This is a genomic window from Cryobacterium zongtaii (genome assembly GCF_002909375.1).
Taxonomy (GTDB): domain Bacteria; phylum Actinomycetota; class Actinomycetes; order Actinomycetales; family Microbacteriaceae; genus Cryobacterium; species Cryobacterium zongtaii.
Window position 1 is genome coordinate 51,875 of the sequence record NZ_PPXD01000027.1, and the last position, 17,248, is coordinate 69,122.

The 17,248-nt window shown below is 69.8% G+C and carries 19 protein-coding genes; 9 read left to right on the forward strand and 10 right to left on the reverse strand.

Annotated features, from left to right (window positions below; genetic code table 11):
• Nucleotides 1-231: 231 nt before the first annotated feature.
• From add to C3B61_RS18305, 4 genes are all read left to right on the forward strand, one after another.
• On the forward strand, nucleotides 232-1,263 hold the full coding sequence (add, locus tag C3B61_RS18290; RefSeq protein WP_103431627.1) for an adenosine deaminase: 1,032 nt from the start codon (nucleotides 232-234) through the stop codon (nucleotides 1,261-1,263).
• Nucleotides 1,264-1,428: 165 nt separating this feature from the next.
• The gene (gene allB / locus C3B61_RS18295; protein WP_103461917.1) at nucleotides 1,429-2,790 is read left to right on the forward strand and encodes an allantoinase AllB; all 1,362 of its coding nucleotides are present in this window, start codon (nucleotides 1,429-1,431) and stop codon (nucleotides 2,788-2,790) included.
• Between the two features lie 51 nt (nucleotides 2,791-2,841).
• The gene (gene pucL / locus C3B61_RS18300; RefSeq protein WP_103461918.1) at nucleotides 2,842-3,750 is read left to right on the forward strand and encodes a factor-independent urate hydroxylase; all 909 of its coding nucleotides are present in this window, start codon (nucleotides 2,842-2,844) and stop codon (nucleotides 3,748-3,750) included.
• Entirely contained in the window at nucleotides 3,750-5,186 is a 1,437-nt protein-coding gene (locus C3B61_RS18305; protein WP_103461919.1) for an amidohydrolase family protein, read from the forward strand. The genes pucL and C3B61_RS18305 overlap by 1 nt, the downstream gene beginning before the upstream one ends.
• A gap of 105 nt (nucleotides 5,187-5,291) precedes the next feature.
• Here the strand turns inward: C3B61_RS18305 and C3B61_RS18310 are convergent, their stop codons facing one another.
• Complete coding sequence (locus C3B61_RS18310) at nucleotides 5,292-5,807, reverse strand: DinB family protein (protein WP_088455958.1); 516 nt, start codon at nucleotides 5,805-5,807, stop codon at nucleotides 5,292-5,294.
• A 54-nt stretch (nucleotides 5,808-5,861) separates the two neighbouring features.
• Between C3B61_RS18310 and C3B61_RS18315 the strand changes: the two genes are divergently transcribed.
• Together C3B61_RS18315 and C3B61_RS18320 are read left to right on the forward strand one after the other, a co-directional pair.
• Nucleotides 5,862-6,317: a bleomycin resistance protein gene (locus tag C3B61_RS18315; protein ID WP_165791220.1), complete on the forward strand. Its 456-nt coding sequence runs from the start codon at nucleotides 5,862-5,864 to the stop codon at nucleotides 6,315-6,317.
• A gap of 95 nt (nucleotides 6,318-6,412) precedes the next feature.
• On the forward strand, nucleotides 6,413-7,138 hold the full coding sequence (locus tag C3B61_RS18320) for an SOS response-associated peptidase (RefSeq protein WP_103461920.1): 726 nt from the start codon (nucleotides 6,413-6,415) through the stop codon (nucleotides 7,136-7,138).
• Here the strand turns inward: C3B61_RS18320 and C3B61_RS18325 are convergent.
• Both C3B61_RS18325 and C3B61_RS18330 read right to left on the reverse strand, forming a co-directional pair.
• Nucleotides 7,135-7,659 (reverse strand): Clp protease N-terminal domain-containing protein, encoded by a 525-nt coding sequence (locus tag C3B61_RS18325; protein WP_103461921.1) that lies wholly within the window; start codon nucleotides 7,657-7,659, stop codon nucleotides 7,135-7,137. The genes C3B61_RS18320 and C3B61_RS18325 overlap by 4 nt on opposite strands.
• 45 nt (nucleotides 7,660-7,704) lie before the next feature.
• A complete protein-coding gene (locus C3B61_RS18330; protein ID WP_088455955.1) occupies nucleotides 7,705-7,923 on the reverse strand; it encodes a sigma-70 RNA polymerase sigma factor region 4 domain-containing protein in 219 nt (72 codons plus the stop codon).
• A gap of 145 nt (nucleotides 7,924-8,068) precedes the next feature.
• On the opposite strand from C3B61_RS18330, the gene C3B61_RS18335 reads away from it, so the two are divergent.
• Nucleotides 8,069-8,587 carry a hypothetical protein gene (locus C3B61_RS18335; protein WP_133160362.1) on the forward strand — a complete coding sequence of 173 codons (519 nt, stop codon included), beginning with the start codon at nucleotides 8,069-8,071 and terminating at the stop codon, nucleotides 8,585-8,587.
• On the opposite strand, the gene uraH is transcribed toward C3B61_RS18335, so the two are convergent.
• Nucleotides 8,588-8,932, reverse strand: a complete 345-nt coding sequence (gene uraH, locus C3B61_RS18340) for a hydroxyisourate hydrolase (protein WP_103461923.1) — start codon at nucleotides 8,930-8,932, stop codon at nucleotides 8,588-8,590.
• Nucleotides 8,932-9,480, reverse strand: coding sequence for a 2-oxo-4-hydroxy-4-carboxy-5-ureidoimidazoline decarboxylase (uraD, locus tag C3B61_RS18345; protein WP_103461924.1), 549 nt, complete (start codon nucleotides 9,478-9,480; stop codon nucleotides 8,932-8,934). The genes uraH and uraD overlap by 1 nt, the downstream gene beginning before the upstream one ends.
• Nucleotides 9,481-9,603: 123 nt before the next feature.
• Here uraD and C3B61_RS18350 point away from each other — a divergent pair, with 123 nt between their 5' ends.
• Nucleotides 9,604-10,218, forward strand: a complete 615-nt coding sequence (locus C3B61_RS18350) for a nucleotidyltransferase family protein (protein ID WP_103461925.1) — start codon at nucleotides 9,604-9,606, stop codon at nucleotides 10,216-10,218.
• A 28-nt stretch (nucleotides 10,219-10,246) separates the two neighbouring features.
• On the opposite strand, the gene C3B61_RS18355 is transcribed toward C3B61_RS18350, so the two are convergent.
• From C3B61_RS18355 to C3B61_RS18375, 5 genes are all read right to left on the reverse strand, one after another.
• Nucleotides 10,247-11,092, reverse strand: coding sequence for a MurR/RpiR family transcriptional regulator (locus tag C3B61_RS18355; protein WP_103431617.1), 846 nt, complete (start codon nucleotides 11,090-11,092; stop codon nucleotides 10,247-10,249).
• A complete protein-coding gene (locus tag C3B61_RS18360; RefSeq protein WP_103461926.1) occupies nucleotides 11,089-12,369 on the reverse strand; it encodes an allantoate amidohydrolase in 1,281 nt (426 codons plus the stop codon). Before C3B61_RS18360 ends, C3B61_RS18355 begins: the two co-directional genes overlap by 4 nt.
• On the reverse strand, nucleotides 12,366-13,556 hold the full coding sequence (locus tag C3B61_RS18365) for a pyridoxal-phosphate-dependent aminotransferase family protein (RefSeq protein WP_103461946.1): 1,191 nt from the start codon (nucleotides 13,554-13,556) through the stop codon (nucleotides 12,366-12,368). The genes C3B61_RS18360 and C3B61_RS18365 overlap by 4 nt, the downstream gene beginning before the upstream one ends.
• Nucleotides 13,557-13,680: 124 nt before the next feature.
• Nucleotides 13,681-15,264, reverse strand: coding sequence for an AtzH-like domain-containing protein (locus C3B61_RS18370; protein WP_103461927.1), 1,584 nt, complete (start codon nucleotides 15,262-15,264; stop codon nucleotides 13,681-13,683).
• On the reverse strand, nucleotides 15,257-16,354 hold the full coding sequence (locus C3B61_RS18375) for an acetamidase/formamidase family protein (RefSeq protein WP_103461928.1): 1,098 nt from the start codon (nucleotides 16,352-16,354) through the stop codon (nucleotides 15,257-15,259). The genes C3B61_RS18370 and C3B61_RS18375 overlap by 8 nt, the downstream gene beginning before the upstream one ends.
• Nucleotides 16,355-16,490: 136 nt before the next feature.
• On the opposite strand from C3B61_RS18375, the gene C3B61_RS18380 reads away from it, so the two are divergent.
• On the forward strand, nucleotides 16,491-17,207 hold the full coding sequence (locus C3B61_RS18380) for a YoaK family protein (protein WP_341476132.1): 717 nt from the start codon (nucleotides 16,491-16,493) through the stop codon (nucleotides 17,205-17,207).
• The last annotated feature ends 41 nt before the right edge of the window (nucleotides 17,208-17,248 follow it).

The window sequence follows — 17,248 nt, forward strand, 5'->3', positions numbered from 1 at the left end:
TGCTGGTGTGACTGCGTTGCTGGGGTGATCAAGGTGTTTCAACGCGGCGCATCCGCTGCAACAGATGTTCGGATCACTCGAACACTAATTGCTGCGTGTGACGCCGCGAAGACCGAATCATTTCCGGCTCATTACGTCCGAAAAGTCGTGCTGGAACACTGGATTCCTCCCCGAGTGGTCCCGGAACCCTGGCGTGATAGCGTCACGGAGTTCACCCAGAAAGGAACCCCAATGTCTTCCGCTATCGTACCGAGCATCGCGTTCGTCGCCGGCCTGCCCAAGGCCGAACTGCACCTGCACCTCGAGGGCACCCTCGAACCCGAGCTCAAACTCGAGCTGGCCCGACGCAACGGCGTGGACATCGGCCAGAGCACGGTGGAGCAGGTGCGCGCCACCTATGAGTTCGACTCGCTCGCCAGCTTCCTCGGCGTCTACTACCCCGCGATGGACGTGCTCGTCACCGAGGCCGACTTCTACGACCTCGCCACCGCGTATTTCCGCCGCGCCGCCGCCGACGGGGTGCGGCGGGTGGAGGCGTTCTTCGACCCGCAGGCGCACACCTCGCGGGGCATCCCCATCGAAACCGTCATCCTTGGCTACCACAGGGCCGCCGTGGATGCCGCCGGCCTCGGCGTCTCCGCGGAGCTGATCCTCTGCTTCCTGCGCGACTTCACCGCCGAGAGCGCGCTGGAGACGCTGCAGTCCGCACTCCCCTATCTGGACAGGTTCATCGGTGTCGGCCTCGACTCCGACGAGCGAGGCAACCCGCCGGCGAAGTTCGCCGAGGTCTTCGCGCTGGCCAGGGCGAACGGCCTCAAGCTCACCATGCACTGCGACATCGACCAGGTCGGCAGCATCGAGAACATCCGCCAGGTACTCGAGGAGATCCAGGTGGACCGCATCGACCACGGCACCAATATCGTCGAGAACCCGGAACTGGTCACCCTGGTGCGGGAGCGCGGCCTGGGGCTCACTTGCTGTCCGGTGTCGAACAGCTTCGTCACGGCAGACATGAAGGCCGTCGAAATGGTGGCCCTGCTGCACTTCGGTGTCCTGGTCACCGTCAACTCCGACGATCCCGCCTACTTCGGCGCCTACGTGGCCGACAACTACCTGGCGCTGGCCGAGAAGGCCGGGCTCGACACCGACGAGCTGGTGCAGCTGGCCAAGAACTCCTTCCAGGCCTCCTGGCTGCCCGACGCCGAGAAGCAGGCCTACCTGGCGGAAATCGACGCGTACGTCGCAGGGTACCCGGCTGCCTGACCTGCTGGGCACCGTCGGTGTTTCATCACCGGGAATGTCGTGTGTCCGACAGGTTTCGGAACCCCGGAACGAGGCCGGAACGACTTCACTAGGGTGAGCGGTGAGCCACCGAACGGGGCCGCTGGAGTCGTTTCGGACCGGCACAGAAACCGAGAAGGAGAACCGATGTACGACCTGGTCATCCGCTCGGCTCGTGTGCTCACCGAGCAGGGTTTCATCCCGGCGGCCGTCGCGATCGCGGGCGGCGTCATCCGTGCGATCGCGCCGGTGGATGCGCCGCTGGCGGCCCGGCAGGACGTCACCCTCCCGGTCGGCCAGGTGCTGCAGCCGGGCATCGTGGACACCCACGTGCACGTCAACGAACCCGGCCGCACCGACTGGGAGGGCTTCGCGAGTGCCACCCGCGCGGCCGCGGCCGGCGGTGTGACCACGATCATCGACATGCCGCTGAACAGCATCCCGCCCACCACGACGGTGCCGGCTCTCGAGCGCAAGCGCGCCGCGGCCGCGCCCCAAGCCACGGTCGATGTGGGCTTCTGGGGCGGGGCGATTCCTGGCAACCTCGGTTCGCTTCGGCCGCTGCACGACGCGGGGGTCTTCGGCTTCAAGGCCTTCCTCTCCCCCTCCGGCGTCGACGAGTTCCCGCACCTCTCCTCGGAGCAACTCGAGGCCGCTGCGACCGAGATCGCCGGATTCGGCGGACTGCTCGTGGTGCACGCCGAAGACCCGTCCGTGCTCGAAAGCGCCGAGAACGCCGGCGGCACCGGCTACCGGGACTTCGTCGCCAGCCGACCGGATGCGGCCGAGGACGCCGCGATCGCCCGGGTGATCGCCGTCGTGCGACGCACCGGCGTGCGCGCCCACATCCTGCACCTGTCCTCCGCACTGGTGTTGCCCAGACTGGCCGCGGCCCGCGCCGAGGGCCTGCCGATCACGGTGGAGACCTGCCCGCACTACCTCAGCTTCGCCGCCGAGAGCATCGCCGACGGCGCAACGGCGTTCAAGTGCTGCCCGCCGATCCGCGGCGAGGACAACCGTGACCTGCTCTGGCAGGGCCTGGCCGACGGTGTCATCGATCTCATAGCCTCCGATCACTCCCCCGCCACCCGGGAACTCAAGCTCGGCCACGGCGGTGACTTCGGCCTGGCCTGGGGCGGTATTTCCGGCCTGCAGCTGAGCCTGCCCGCCGTGTGGACGGCCGCCAGGGCCCGCGGGCTCACGCTCGAGCAGGTGCTGCACTGGATGAGCCGTGCCACGGCCGACTTCGTGGGCCTGCCGGCCGGGCGGGTCCGTGTCGGTGCGGCCGCCGATCTGGTGGCTTTCGCGCCCGAGGAGGTCTTCACCGTGGACGTCGATACCCTGCGGCACAAAAACCGGGTGAGCGCCTTCGGCGGCGCCACCCTGTTCGGCCGGGTGCACACCACCTGGCTGGCCGGAAACGTGATCTACGCGGTCGACGACACCGCATTCGATGGATCCGACGCATCCGCCCGGCCACCAGCCGGCCGCCTGCTGACCGCCCGCTGACCCGAACTTTTTCCCGAACACCGCATCATGTACGAACCAGAAGGAGCACCCATGTCGATAGTTCTCGGACCCAACCGCTACGGCAAGGCGGAGAACCGCATCGTGCGCATCTACCGCGACACGCCCCGCCACGAGATCCACGACATCAGCGTCTCCACTGCCCTGCACGGCGACTTCGCCGATGCACACCTCGCCGGTGATCAGCTGCAGGTACTGCCCACCGACACCCAGAAGCAGACCGCGTACTCCTTCGCCAAGGAGAAGGGCTTGCTCTCGATCGAGAGCTACGGCCTCGATCTGGCCACCCATTTCGTCGATCACATCACGTCGGTGGCAGGTGCCAGGGTGGAGATCGAGGAGTTCGCCTGGGAACGCGTTGTCGTGGACGGCACTGAGCACGACCACACCTGGGTGCGGCGCGGCCAGGAGGTGCGCACCGCGGCGATCTCGGTGGAGGGCACCGGCACCGATCAGCGGGTCTGGGTGGTCGGCGGGCTGAAAGACCTGATCCTGCTCAAGTCCACCGGCTCGGAGTTCTCCGGCTTCATGCAGGACCCGTACACGCTGCTGCAGCCCACCACCGACAGGGTGATGGCCACCTCCCTCACAGCCGGCTGGCGCTTCACCGACCACACCGTGGTGGACTGGGAGGCGAGCTACGCCGGTATCTCCGCGTTGTTGAAGACCCAGTTCGCCGTGGTGCATTCCCTGGCCCTGCAGCAGACCCTCTACAAGATGGGCGAGGCCGTGCTCGCGGCCTACCCGAACATCGCCGAGATCCGGCTCTCCGCACCCAACAAGCACCATTTCCTCTATGACCTGTCACCATTCGGTGTGGAGAACAACAACGAGGTCTATCACGCCGCCGACCGCCCGTACGGGCTGATCCAGGCCACCGTGATGCACGATGACGCCGCGGATGCCGGGCCCGCCTGGGATTCCTACACCGGGTTGGTCTGATGAGCCTGGCCGCAGGTTCGGTGGGGCCGTCGTTGGAGCAGGTCTACCTCGGCCACGTCTTCCACGTGGCCGGCTCCCCCACCCTCGCCGAAGCGCCGGCGCACCTGGTGTCGTTGCCGCAGGGCGCACTGGTCACCGCCGTCGACGGCACCATCGCCTGGGTCGGCCGTGCCGTCGACCTGCCGTCGAGCTTCGCAGCGCTGCCGGTCACCGACACCCGCGGCGGCTTCATCCTGCCCGGCTTCGTCGATACCCACATCCACTTTCCGCAGACCTACTCCACGGATGCGTATGGCGGCGGCCAGCTGCTCGAGTGGCTCGACAACTGCGTCTTCCCGGCCGAGACCCGGCTGCAGGACGACGACTTCGCTGCGGCGATCGCCCGCGACTTCACCCGCCGGCGCACCGCGGCAGGCACCACGAGCGCCCTGGTGTTCGGGTCGGCCTTTCCGCACGCCCAGGACGCACTGTTCGCCGCGTCCGAGCGGGCTGGGCTGAGGCTGGTCAGCGGGCGCGGCATCCAGACCGTCGGCCCCGACTCGGCCAGCGCCCTGATCACCTCGGAACGCCAGGCGCTCGACCTGGTCAGCGACGAGATCTCCCGCTGGCACGCCCGCGACACCGGTGATGCCCGCACGGCGCTGCTGCAGGTGGCCGTCGTACCCAGGTTCAGCCTGTCGGTGACGCCGCACACCCTCGCGGCGCTCGGCGAGCTCTACGACGGGGTGCGCGATCGGGGCGTCTACTTCCACAGCCACCTCAACGAGAACAACCGCCCGGAGACCGGCGAGATCGACGTGGTCAAGGCGATTTACCAGGTCGAGAACTACCTGGACACCTACGACGGCAGGTTTCTGCCGGGTTCGGCCGTCGGCGGGTCGAGCCTGCTCGGCCGACGCAGCATCCTGGCACACGCCGTGCACTGCGAGGACGTCGAGCTGGCCCGCCTGGCCGAGACCGGTTCGTCGATCGCACACTGCCCCACCTCGCAGCAGTTCCTCGGCTCCGGCACCATGCCGTGGACCCGCACCACCGGCTTCGGCGTGAACGTGGCGCTGGGTTCCGACATCGGCGCGGGCGACGAGTGGCTGATGAGCCGGGTGCTGAACGACTGTTTCAAGGTGCACCTGTCCGAACCCGGCGATGCCGGCCTGTCGATCAGCCCCGCCGAGCTGCTCTTCACCGCCACCCTGGCCGGTGCCCGTGCCCTGGACATGGAGGAGCGCTACGGCAACCTCGACGTGGGCAAGGATGCCGACTTCCTGCTCATCGAGCCCGACAACTGGGAGCCGCTCGCGGCGGTGCTGGCCAACGGCATCCGGGCCGACGACGAGGCGATGGCCACCGACCAGACCCTCTTCGCCCTGCTGATGGCGCTCCGCCAGCCGGCCATCACCGGCGTCTTCGTGCGAGGCCGCCGCGTCACGGCAGCCTAGCCCGGCCTGGTCCGCCCACGCCGCCCGTTCGGTCCCGGCCCAACTGTTGCCCGTGCGGACAAGTGCGTCCGGCGCACCGGGACCTGTTGTCCGATGCGGCAACAGTTACTCGCCGACGGTCCCGTCGACGGCCTCGCGGATCAGGTCGGCATGGCCGCAATGCCGGGCCGTCTCCTCGATCAGGTGAAGCAGGATCCAGCGCAGGCTCCACAGTTCGCCGTCCCGGCCCGGTGACGCGACGAGCTCGTCGAGGCCCCGGCCGGCCGTGGCCCGTCGGCTGCGTTCGCAGGCCGACCGGTACAGCCCGCGCAGCTCGTCCGGGTCATCGCCCGCGGCGCTCGTGAACTCCCAATCGCGGTCGTCGTGCCACGGCGCGCTACCCCAGGGCTCGAGCTCGTCGTCGGAGCGGCCGAGGAACCGGGACTGGATCCAGCGGTCCTCCACGAAGGCCAAGTGCTTGAGCAGGCCGCCCAGCGTGAGAGTGGATGGTGCCACCGCGAGGTTGAGGCCCGCGCGGTCCAGTCCCTCGGCTTTGATCAGCAGCGTCTCTCGCTGGAAGTCGAGGAACTCGTTGAGCGAACGGTGTTCGTCGCTGGCGGGGTGCGGGTCGGTGCGTGTCATGACCTCAGCCTCCCACAGCACCTTCCGGCGCGGCCCAGCGCCATACTGGAACGCATGACAGCAGCCGATGCCGCACTACCCTCGACGCCGGAACCGGTGTTCTTCCCGGATCTCGTGCCCGAACTCCTGGTTGGCGATCTTGCGGTCAGCCTGAGCTTCTGGGTCGAACTGTGTGGCTTCGAGGTGCTCTACGACCGGCCAGACGACGGATTCGCGTACCTGCGGGCCGGCACCGCGCACCTGATGCTCGAACAGGTCGGCATCGGGCGTAACTGGATCCCCGCCGCCCTGGAGCGTCCGCTGGGGCGCGGCATCAACTTCCAGATCATGATGCCGAACATCGCTCCCCTGCTGGAGCGCCTCGCGGCGGCCGTCTGGCCGCTCTTCATGGCCGCCGAGACCAGGTGGTACGACACCGGCGACACCCAGGCCGGCGTGGCGCAGTTCCTGGTGCAGGACCCGGATGGCTACCTCGTGCGGTTCTCGTCGCGGGTGAGCGCCGAGGGCTGACTCTGCAGCTGAACCTGACGTCGGCGCCCGCCGTGGTCTCCCCGATTCGCAGCATCCGCGTGACTCGGTCGCCCGCACGGGGTAATCTCGCCCTCATGTGCGGCAGATTTGCAATGAACGAGGACGTCGACGATCTGATCCGGGACTTCGTCGCGGCCGGCGGCCGTGCCGGGGACTGGCGGCCCAGCTACAGCATCGCGCCGACCGACTCGGCCCCCATCGTGCGCGAGTGGCAGCCGGAGGGCGCCGACGCCCCCACGCGGGAGGTCACCCTGGCCACCTGGGACTGGCCGCAACCGGCGGGGGCGCCGCGCCGCGGCCCGATCATCAACGCCCGGCTGGAGAAGCTTGACCAGCGGTTCTGGGTGGGCGCCTTCTCCAACGCCCGCTGCATAGTTCCCATGCTCGGCTATTACGAGTGGACCGGAGAGAAGGGCGCGAAGCAGCCGCACTTCATCCACGGCGACGGTCTGCTCGCGGCGGCCGGGGTCAGCTGGGCATCCAAGGATGCCGACGGTGACTGGTCGCGCGTCTTCGCCGTGGTCACCAGGGAGGCCAGGGACGCCTCCGGTGAGGTCCATGACCGGATGCCGGCCTTTCTCGAACCCGACACCTGGGCGACGTGGTTGAACCCGCAGTCGATCACCGGGGCGAACCCCACCGAGTCGGCGGCGAACCGCTCGGCCATGATCGACCTGCTGGATCGCACGTCCACCGCAGTGGCGGCCACCATACGCACCCGGTTGGTGGACCGCAGGGTCAACAGTGTGCGGGCCATCGACCCGCAGGATGCGACGCTGGTGGCGGCGCTCGAAACCTAACCGGCGGCGCCAGTGACGGCCTGCCGGGCGGCCTGCTGCAGCTCAGTCCGGTCGACGCCCAGCTGGCGCAGGGCCCGGCTCATCGTGCCATGCTCGACCTCGGCGGCCGCCCACACCACGTGAGCCGAACGGAGTTCGTGACCACGGCCCGCGCCTTCCTTCGACAGGGCCACGGCCCGCTGGAAGACATCCTGCAGACTGCCGGTGCTGCGGTACGGGCCCGTGCGCGCGGGCGACGGCGCTGCGTGTGGCGACGGCTCCGGTGGTTCTGCGTCCGCGTCGATTCCCACCGACTGGAGGGCCAGCGCGTGCGTCTGGACGATGGCGGTCCGCACATCCGCCGTCGTCACGTCGAAGGTGGCGAACGCGCGTCGTGCAGAGTCGTCCGGCAATGCCAGCACGGCCAGCAGCAGATGCTCAGCCCCCGGCATCTCGTCGCCCAGTGCGGCAGCTTCCTGTTCCGCCGTCGTGAACAGCTCATTCATGATGCGGATGTCTGCGATCGCCTGTCGAATTCCCATGTCAGAAGTCCTTCGTTGTCGGTGGTGCGCGTCGTCGTTGCGGTACTAGTCCAGGGGTGCGCGGCGCTGCGGTGAGAGCCGCTTGTGCGCCGCCTGGGCGGTCATGCCGAGAGCCTGGCCGATCTGGTTCCAGGTCCAGCCCTGTTCGAGGGCGTGATCCACCGCGGACCGCTCCAGCCGAGCCGACAGCCGACGCAAGGCGACTACGGCCGCGAAGGCTTCGTCCGGATGGTCCGGGGTGGGAATTCCGCTGGTCTCGAACATGCGTCAACTTTAGTTGATGGTCAACGCAGGTGTCAACAAAAGTTGATGACCCAGCGGGTGTCGCCGTCGGATTAGACCACTAGGTTGGGCAGCGCCCCCAGTGATCTCGCTGCTGACCTGCCTCTGCATTCACAGATTGGACACCATGCCCGCGAACCTGTCCACACGCAGCATCCTCTGGATCGGTATCGGCCTGATCACGGCCAGCGTCCTCGTCCAGGTCGGCAGGGACCTCGTCTACCGCCTCGTCGCCACCGACTCGCTCCAGGCCGTGGCGAACAGCTGGTGGTTCGGCTCGTTCGACGTCGTGTTCCTGCTGGTGGTACCCCTGGGTACATTGATGGTTGCGGCGTTTTTCGTCGCCCGGTTGATCGAGCGGGTCCCGACGGTGCCCGCGCAGCCGGCCCGCCGCATCACCGCCGCCGGGGTGTTCTGGGCCGGGATCGTCTTCACGCTGGTCGGCCTGCTCGTGGTCGCCTCGCTGGAAGGCTGGATGGGCACACTGGCCGCACAGGGACGCCCCAGCATCGCCCTGGATGCGCTCTATTTTGTGGTCAGTCCACTGCGGAACATCGTGATTCCACTCGGCCTCGCCCTGCTCCCGGCCTCCGTATTGATGAAAAAGCTCGAGGTTCGCAGCCGGACGGCTCAGCTACCCCTCTAGTCAGCTACCCCGATAGGTCGAGTACGCGAACGGGCTGAGCAGCAGCGGCACGTGATAGTGCGCCGACTCGTCGTCCAATTCGAAGACGATGGTGACGTAGGGGTAAAACGTGCTCTGGCTCCGAGCCGAAAAGTAGCTGCCGGTCTCGAAAGTGATGCGGTACCGACCCGCGGACACAGCCTCTGGCCCGAGGTCGGCAACCCGGCCGTCGGCATCCGTCTGCGCCGTGGCGAGTTCGCGCCAACCTCCGTCGAGGTATTGTTCCAGGACCACGCCCACGGATGCCGCTGGGCTGCCGGACACCGCGTCGAGCACGTGGGTGGTGATGTGGCTGCGCGCGCTCATCACCGGGCATCCCGCGGGGCTGCTGAGTCGGTGGCTTCGGTTTTCTGCACCGAGTCATCCTGCCACTGACGGGCGAGAACCCCTAACCGGAGCAGGGCGATGTCCCGCAGCTCTGAGCCCACGATTGCGGCCTCGGTGTTGTCGTCCAGGGTGAGCCGGCGCCGTAGCTCGGCGAGGATTTCCCGGCGGCTGCGGCCGGCGGCGCGGATGAGGAACACCCTGTCGAAACGCTCCTCGTAGATCCGGTTGCCGTCGGCGATGGCCGCCGCGAGCTCGGCGTCGTCGGAGTCGACCGACGCCTGTTCTGCCCGGGAGAACCCCGCTGCCTGCGAGTCGCCCGCGGGCTTCTCGCCGATCCGCGGATGCTCCGCCATGGCCTCGTCGATCTCGCTCCGGGGCAGCGGTGTTGCGGCCGCCCTGGCCGCTTCGATGAGGTCTGCGGCCGAGGCGAACGGCGCCCGGACGGACACCGCGTCGGCCCAGCGCGGAACGGCCAGGCAGGCCAGGAGGGCGGTGCGCAGCTCCTCGCCGACGGGAATCGTGGTCATGGGGTCCTCCGGGTGACGAAAATCGGGCTGACGAGGGGCGGAATGACGAGGGTCGGGATGGCGAGCGGCGAGCGGGGCAGAAGACGACGTGCAGCCCGGGCCGCTGCCCGTACGATGACAGGCATGCACTCCGCTGAGACTCCTCGGGTGGCCGGACTGGTCCTGGCCGCCGGCGCGGGCAGCCGGTATGGCAAACCCAAGTCGCTGGTCGTCGACGCCTCCGGCGAGCCTTGGCTGGTGCGAGCCGCCCTGGCCCTGGAGGCCGGCGGCTGCGACCCCGTTGTTGTGGTGCTCGGAGCGAGTGGGACCCAGGCCGAAGGCCTGCTGCGCTCGGCCGTGGCCCGATTCGAGAGGCCGCACCGGCTGACGGTGGTGCACGCAGAGGACTGGGCGGCGGGACTGTCGGCATCCCTAGATGCCGGCCTGGCGCGGCTGCAGCAGAGCGAGAACGACATCGTCACCGCGGTAGCCCTGGTTTTGGTGGACGTGCCCGACCTCACTGCCGCCACCGTGCGCCGGCTGATCGACGGAGCAATCCCGCAGACCCTCCGGCAGGCGCACTTCGGCGGCCGGCCCGGGCATCCGGTGGTGATCGGTCGCGAGCATTGGGCGCCGCTGCGAGCGAGCCTGACCGGCGACAGCGGTGCACGACAGTACCTGGTGGCACGAGACGCGACCGCGGTGGCCTGCGACGACCTGGGCACTGGCGTGGACGTCGACGAGCCGGGCACGCGGTAGTCCGCGCCACACCCGGAACCGGGCGCGCTCACCAGGGTGCTTCGAGCTCGTCGAGGTCCTCGTACACGCTGGTGATGGCCGCGATCCTGGTGCGGCTCTCCCGCACCTGCGCGCCCATCGCGCCGGTGGCGAGCAGGTTCATCAGGCTCATGGCCGTGGCGTAGCTGTCGAAGGCCGACACCGAATCCACCGGGCATTCGAGCCAGTGGGTGGCCTGGTCGGAGTACTTGCGAGCAGAGGAGTCGGCGATGAGCACCAGCGGGACCTCGCGGCTCCGGATGGCCGCAACGATGTCCCCGAAGCCGGAGACCCGCCGGCGGAAGCCCATCAACACCACCACGTCACGCGGGCCGAGGCCGGCCAGCTCTTCGCCGAGCGACTGGCCGGGCAGCGGCGCGAGGCGCACGTGGTCGCGGGCCTGCACCAGCTGCTGGCGCAGGTGCAGCGCCAGCGGGTAGCTGTTGCGCAGCCCCACGATCACGACGTTCTGGGCCGACCGTACCAGCCGGGCCGCGGCATCCAGCCGGCCGTCCTCGAGGGTTACCAGCAGACGGCGCAGGTTGTCCTGTTCGGCTTCGGCGTGCGCGGCGAGCCGCGAGGGGGTGCCGGCGGATGCGCCGGGGCCGCCGAGCGGTGAGCCCAGGTTGCGCAGTGACCTGGCGTGCTCGCGCACCTCGGCCGAGTCCTGGAAACCGAGCCGGCGGAACAGCCTGGACACCGTGGCCTTGGACACCCCGCTGAGCCGGGCCAGCTCCGACGCGTTATAGACGGCGAGGTCGCTCATGTGGTCGAGGATGAAGTCGGCGGCGCGCTGCTCCTGCGGGGAGAGCTCGCCGTAGCGGCCGTCGATGCGTTGCCCGATATTCAGCGTCATGCCGGGTCCTGCAGCGTGTGACCGTCGGCCAGGGCGAGCACGGCGGCCTCGAAGGCATCCAGCGCACTGGCGACGTCGGGCTCGGTGACCGACTCGTCGGGGTGGTGGCTCACTCCTCCGGCGCAGCGCACGAAGAGCATGCCGATCTCGGTGAGGTGCGCCACGGCCATCGCGTCGTGTCCGGCCATCGAGAGCAGCTCCAGAGGCGCCGGCCCGTCGTCAGAGCGGTCCGCGGCACGGATGCCCGCGGCTATGACGCCGCGCAACCGGTCGCTGCAGTGCGCCGCCGGTGCCGCGTGCGTCTGGTGCACGGCGACGTGCAGTCCACGCGTGCTGCAGATCTCCTCGAGCAGGGCCTCGATCCGCTGCCAGGCCGCGTCGCGGTCCGCATCGAAGCGGCCACGCAGGTCGAGGCTGAATTCGGCCCGGCCGGCGATCACGTTGACGGCGTCCGGGAACACCTCGAGGTGCCCGACGGTGGCGATCAGGTCGGCATCGCGGGCGAGCCGTTCGATGGCCACGATGGCCTCGCTGGCCCCGGCGAGGGCGTCGCGGCGGTGCGTCCACGGGGTACCGGAGTGTCCGGCCTTGCCGGTGATGGTGATCTGAAAGCGCCGCGCGCCGGCAATCGACGAGACGATGCCCAGCGGCAGGTCGTTCTCCTCGAGCACCGGGCCCTGTTCGATGTGGGTCTCGAGGTAGCCGACGAAGTCGTTGGAGGTGCGGGCGGCGGCGGTGACGGCGGCCGGGTCGAGGCCGAAGGCCACGAACGCGTCGTGCAGGGTGGTTCCCGCCTCGTCGGTGAGCTCCCACCAGGCATCCAACCAGGTGCCGGCCAGCGCCCGGCTGCCCAGCAGCGCGGTGCCGAACCGGGTGCCCTCCTCGTCGCCGAAGGCCACGACCTCGAGGGCGAACGGCAGGCTGCGGCCGTCGGCGTTGATGCGCTCGACCACGGCGATGGCGGTGAGCACTCCGAGGATGCCGTCGTACCGGCCGGCCGAGGGCACCGTGTCCAGGTGAGAGCCGAGCAGGAGCGCGGGCAGGCCGGGGGTGGCTCCCTCGAGCCGGCCGCACTGGTTGCCCGCGGCGTCCTGCCAGGTGGCCATGCCGGCGTCCCGCATCCAGCCGGCGGCGAGAGCGTTCACCGCAGCGTGCTCCGGCGACAGGTAGACCCGTTCGATCAGGCCGTCGGGCAGGCTGGAGTGGCTGGCGAGTTCGTCGCAGCGTTCGAGCACGGCGGCGGCGGTGAGCGGTTTCGACGGATCAGGCGTCGTCATGCGCCCGCGGCATCCTGATAGACCTCGTAGGCGGCGCCGACGCCGCCCCCGCCGGTTACGCTCGCGCCGGCGCGACGCAGCACCTGCTCGAGGGCGGCCAGGGTGGTCAGCACGGTGTCCTTGCGGGCGTTGTAGCCCATGGTGCCGATGCGCCAGACCAAGCCGCGCAGCGGCCCGAACGAGGTGCCGATCTCGATGCCGAAGTCGTTCAGCAGCTCCCCGCGCACGGCGTCGTCGGTGACACCGTCGGGGATGTGCACGGCCACGACGTTGTTCATCCGGTGTTCCAGGTCGCCGAAGACGTTCAGGCCCAGGCCCTGCACGCCGGCCAGCATCGCCGCGCCGTGCAGCCGGTGCCGTTCCACGGCCGTGTCCATACCTTCGTCAACGAGCAGCCGGGCGCATTCGCGGGCCCCGTAGAGCATGGTGGTGGCCTCGGTGTGGTGGTTCAGGCGTTTGGGTCCCCAGTAGTCGAAGACCATCGACAGGTCGAAGTAGTTGGAGCGGATCGGGTGGGCGTTCACGGCGTCGCCGGCCTCGCGGATGCCCGCTTCGATGCTCTTGCGGGCATTGATCACCTCGACGGCCCGCGGGGAGAAGGTGGCCGGTGCCGAGCCGGAGGGGCCGCCCAGGCACTTCTGCAGGCCGGCGGTCACGGCGTCCAGCCCCCAGGCATCCGCCTGGAAGGTGTTGCCGGCCAGCGACGCGGTCACGTCGGTGTAGAACAGCACGCCGTGCCTGGCGCAGATGTCGCCGAGCTCGTCGAGCGGCTGGGCCACGGTGGTGGAGGTGTCGCCGTGCACGATCGCCAGCAGCGCCGGCTTGGTCTCGCGGATGGCCTGCTCGATCTGGGCGGGGGTGAACACGGTGCCCCACTCGATCTCCCGCGCGTGCACCTCGGCGCCGGCGCGCTCGGCGATCTCGCGCAACAGGTGGCCGAACCGGCCGAAGATGGGCACCAGCACCCGGTCACCGGGGCTGATCAGCGAAACCAACGCCGCCTCTATCCCGGCGCGGGAGGTGCCGTCGATGAGCAGGGTCTGCTCATTCGTGGTCTTGAAGACGCCGCGGTAGAGCGCCATGGTCTCGTTCATGTACGCCGTCATGGACGGGTCGTACTGGCCGACGAGCTGGGCGGACATGGCACGCAGCACCCGGGGGTCGGCGTTCACCGGGCCGGGGCCCATCAGCAGGCGGGGCGGCGGATTGATCGGCAGACTGGAAATGACTGTTTCACCCTTCGGCAATTCTGAATCATCTGTTTCAGATGCCCAGTCTACGCAACAGGTGTTTCAGTCGTGTTTCGAGTGATTACCTCCCGGCGGCCAGCTTCGCCCCGATGTCGATGAGGGCGAGGTCGGTGTGCCGCGGTCCCACCAGGCAGAGCCCCACCGGTTTGCCTCGCGACTCGAACAGCGGCACGGACAGCGCCGGGTAGCCGCCGATCCCGGCCAGGCTGGTCAGGGTGAGCGTGGCTGTGCGGGTCGCATCGATCGCGGCCGGGTTCGCGTGCCGCGACGGGGCGGTCGACGACGCCGAGGGCAGCAGCAGGATGCGTCCGTCCAGCACAGCGTCCAACCGCTCGCGGGCGGCGGCCAGCGCGACGCGAGCCTTGGCCTCGGCGGCCGGGTCGGTGCGGGACGCGATCTCGAACCGGCCCGCGACGGCGGCACCGAGGGCACCGGGGTGAGCGGTGACCCAGTCCCCGTTGGACTTCCACGCCTCGGCCATCTGAATCGCGCGGAAGATGCGCAGCGCCTCGGCGAGGTCGCCGACATCGACGAGGTCGGGTGCGGGCAGCAGCCCGGCCCGGGTGAGCCTGTCGAGTCCGGCCACGAATACGTCTTGCACGTCGTCGTCGCAGGCGAAGACCAGCGCGCTCGACACGGCGAAACGGGTGGGGGCATCCGCCTGGGCAGCGCTGGTCTGATGCGAGGGGTCGAGCGAGGCGGCAGCGGCGGCCCGCAGCACGCCCGGTGTGCGGGTGAGCCAGCCGACGGTGTCGAACGAGGGCGCCAGCGGCAGCAGACCGGCCCTGTCGACGGCGCCGTGCGTGCTGCGCAGTCCCCAGAGGCCCTGGTACGAGGCGGGCACCCGGATGGACCCCGCCGTGTCGGTGGCCAGGCCGATGCTGGCCTGACCCAGCGCCACGGCGGCGGCCGGTCCGCTCGACGAGCCACCGGGCAGCCCGCCGGGCACCCGCACGTTCGGCGGGGTGCCGTAGTGCTCGTTGTCGCCGGCGATGCTGTAGGCGAACTCATCGGTCTGGGCGATACCGCGCACGCTCGCGCCGGCGCCCAGCAGCGCGGCGACGGCAGCAGCCGTCTCGGTGGCGGCAGAGGCCTCGCGCAGGTAGGCGGGGTTTCCGGCGCCGACGGTGAAGCCGATGATGTCGTAGAGGTCCTTCACGGCGATGGTCTCGCCGGCCAGAGCACCCGAGGCGGCCGCGGCCATCAGTGGGTTGCCCACCAGACGCCACACCGTGGGATTGATCGCGGCCGGCGGCGCGGCCACCTGGGCTACCTCCACCTGCCAATCCCCCGCCGCCGAAAGCGACCAGAGCTGGGTGAGAAGGCCGGCGCCGCCGGCATCCGGGGCGTTCACCGACACGATCACGGCGTGCCGCGGGTCGATCACGCGTACGTGCAGCGACCGGATGCCCCTGGCCACCGTGCCGCTGCGGGCGCCGCGGAAGCCGCTGATCGCGTCGTGGCCCACCAGCAGACCTGCGGCGTCGCCGCGCAAGGTGTTCTCGCCGGGCGCGAACCAGGCGTCGAGCGCCGCGAGGTCGTTGGTGGCCAGCGCGTCCTCATAGCCGGCGAAGGCGGTCAGGAGCCCATCGGGCAGCGCGCCCGTGACCGACGTGGGTGTCGGGACAACCAGCGGCTCAGGCATTGAAGTCCGCCACCCGGATGCGGGCGTGCACGCCGGCGACGAGGTCGACCACCTGGGAGATGTTGAAGTCGGTCGCGGCGCTCAGGTAGGCGTAGGCGAGGGTGCGGTCCATGCCGTACCGGGCGGCGAGCAGGTCGATGGCGGCGCGCACGCACTTGCGCACGGCCTCGTCGAGGTCGGCGTCCAGGCCGGTCGGTACCAGGAATTCGCCGGTCTCGGCGAGAGGTCCGACCAGTTCGCCGAAGGCCGCGATAGCGTCGGCCTGGCTCACCACGTCGAAGCGGATGGTCACCCGCAGGGACGCCTCCATGGCCGTGAGCGCCACCTCGCCGTCGCCCTGCGCGAAGTGAGGGTCGCCCACGTAGGCCAGCGCGCCGTCCACCTGCACGGGCAGGTAGAGGGCCGAGCCCACCGTGAGCAGGTTGATGTCGATGTTGCCGCCGTGCGCACCGGGCGGCACCGAGTGCGGGCGGGTGTCACCGGCGACGGCGACGCCCATGATGCCCAGGAACGGCCGGAGCGGAAAGTGCACGCTCCGCGCCCCGCCCGGCACCAGCGGCAGGGTGCCGACCTGGCCGGTCTCGGTGTCCGCCAGCGCGGCGAACACGCTCACATTGCCCTCGCCGAGCGGGTACTCGCCGGGCAGGGCGCCGCGGCCGTGCCGGTTGGAGATCACGCCGTACGGCACCCGCGGGGTGGCCTCGATCACGGTCATCTTGAGCAGGTCGCCCGGCCGGGCGCCGCGCACGTGGATCGGGCCGGTGACCAGGTGTGGTCCGTCCACGCCGGGGTCCCGGGTCGTGTTCGAGGCGGCCAGCAGCACGGCGTCGTCGAGCACCAAGGCGCGGTCGACACCGTGGCCGGCGAAAAAGGCCGCCGGGTCGCGGCCCTGGTCTTCGAGCACGCCCTCGTGGCTGATCGTGTCGATGGTGACCTCGGTGCCGGCATCGATCACGAGCACCGGCGCATCCGTGGCACAGGGCAGCCGGCCCCAGAGCACGGTGGCCGGGGTGGCGGCCAGGTACTGCGCGGCGCGGATGGGCCCGGTGCCGGGCTGCAGGATGTCGAATGGCGTGACGTCGAATGGCATGGATGCGCCTTTTCCGTTGTGGGTCGGGAGCCGGCTCGACGCCGGCCGGCGCATCCCCGTTGGTCGAGAGTAGCGCCAGTTTTGCGGCTGGGACGACCAGCCACTACCGTGACAATTCCGAGCCGATAGGACACCCGTGCCCTCCACCCCCGTCATCCACCGTCTGCGCAGCAAGCCCGACCACCTGCACCTCGGCCTGATGCTGGCCCTCACGTTCTCCACCGGGGTGGCGGATGCGGTGGGTTACCTCGGCCTGGACAAGGTGTTCACCGGCAACATGACCGGCAACGTCGTCATCCTGGGCATGGCCATCGCCGGCGCCGACGACCTGCCCGTGGTGGGCCCGCTGATCGCGCTGTTCACCTTCATGGTCGGTGCCGCGATCGGCGGCCGGGTGCTGCGCCACGTCAAGGTCGGCTGGACCACCGAGTCGACGGTGCTGTTCGGCGCGGTCGGCGTGGTGATGGCCGCGCTGTCGATCGTCCTGTTCGTGGTGGACGGCACTCCCCCGGCCCCGTTCGACCTGATCGTGACCGGGCTGCTGGCGGCCGTGATGGGCCTGCAGGCCGCGGTGGCCCGGCACATCGCCGTGAAGGATGTCACCACCGTCGTCGTCACCTCCACCATTACCGGCTTCGCCGCCGATTCCCGTTTCGGCGGCGCCAAGAACCAGCCCTGGTTCCGCCGCTTCGCCGCGATCGTGCTGATCCTGGCCGGAGCCGGCGTCGGCGCCCTGCTGCTCATGGTGCACATCGGCTGGGGCATCGCCCTCACAGCCGTGATCACCCTCGTGGTGACCGCCATCGGCCATGCCGCGGGCCGCCCGCACCACGCCCCCGTGCCCCAGGCCTGATCCTCTGGCCCGCGGTCAGCACTGGGCTGAACGGAATCGCG

What these genes read in the sequence shown, in the direction of transcription:
- add (WP_103431627.1), top strand. Translation starts at nt 232, where the DNA reads ATGTCTTCCGCTATCGTACCGAGCATCGCGTTCGTCGCCGGCCTGCCC.
- allB (WP_103461917.1), top strand. Translation starts at nt 1,429, where the DNA reads ATGTACGACCTGGTCATCCGCTCGGCTCGTGTGCTCACCGAGCAGGGT.
- pucL (WP_103461918.1), top strand. Translation starts at nt 2,842, where the DNA reads ATGTCGATAGTTCTCGGACCCAACCGCTACGGCAAGGCGGAGAACCGC.
- C3B61_RS18305 (WP_103461919.1), top strand. Translation starts at nt 3,750, where the DNA reads ATGAGCCTGGCCGCAGGTTCGGTGGGGCCGTCGTTGGAGCAGGTCTAC.
- C3B61_RS18310 (WP_088455958.1), bottom strand. Translation starts at nt 5,807, where the DNA reads ATGACACGCACCGACCCGCACCCCGCCAGCGACGAACACCGTTCGCTC.
- C3B61_RS18315 (WP_165791220.1), top strand. Translation starts at nt 5,862, where the DNA reads ATGACAGCAGCCGATGCCGCACTACCCTCGACGCCGGAACCGGTGTTC.
- C3B61_RS18320 (WP_103461920.1), top strand. Translation starts at nt 6,413, where the DNA reads ATGTGCGGCAGATTTGCAATGAACGAGGACGTCGACGATCTGATCCGG.
- C3B61_RS18325 (WP_103461921.1), bottom strand. Translation starts at nt 7,659, where the DNA reads ATGGGAATTCGACAGGCGATCGCAGACATCCGCATCATGAATGAGCTG.
- C3B61_RS18330 (WP_088455955.1), bottom strand. Translation starts at nt 7,923, where the DNA reads ATGTTCGAGACCAGCGGAATTCCCACCCCGGACCATCCGGACGAAGCC.
- C3B61_RS18335 (WP_133160362.1), top strand. Translation starts at nt 8,069, where the DNA reads ATGCCCGCGAACCTGTCCACACGCAGCATCCTCTGGATCGGTATCGGC.
- uraH (WP_103461923.1), bottom strand. Translation starts at nt 8,932, where the DNA reads ATGAGCGCGCGCAGCCACATCACCACCCACGTGCTCGACGCGGTGTCC.
- uraD (WP_103461924.1), bottom strand. Translation starts at nt 9,480, where the DNA reads ATGACCACGATTCCCGTCGGCGAGGAGCTGCGCACCGCCCTCCTGGCC.
- C3B61_RS18350 (WP_103461925.1), top strand. Translation starts at nt 9,604, where the DNA reads ATGCACTCCGCTGAGACTCCTCGGGTGGCCGGACTGGTCCTGGCCGCC.
- C3B61_RS18355 (WP_103431617.1), bottom strand. Translation starts at nt 11,092, where the DNA reads ATGACGCTGAATATCGGGCAACGCATCGACGGCCGCTACGGCGAGCTC.
- C3B61_RS18360 (WP_103461926.1), bottom strand. Translation starts at nt 12,369, where the DNA reads ATGACGACGCCTGATCCGTCGAAACCGCTCACCGCCGCCGCCGTGCTC.
- C3B61_RS18365 (WP_103461946.1), bottom strand. Translation starts at nt 13,556, where the DNA reads ATGGGCCCCGGCCCGGTGAACGCCGACCCCCGGGTGCTGCGTGCCATG.
- C3B61_RS18370 (WP_103461927.1), bottom strand. Translation starts at nt 15,264, where the DNA reads ATGCCTGAGCCGCTGGTTGTCCCGACACCCACGTCGGTCACGGGCGCG.
- C3B61_RS18375 (WP_103461928.1), bottom strand. Translation starts at nt 16,354, where the DNA reads ATGCCATTCGACGTCACGCCATTCGACATCCTGCAGCCCGGCACCGGG.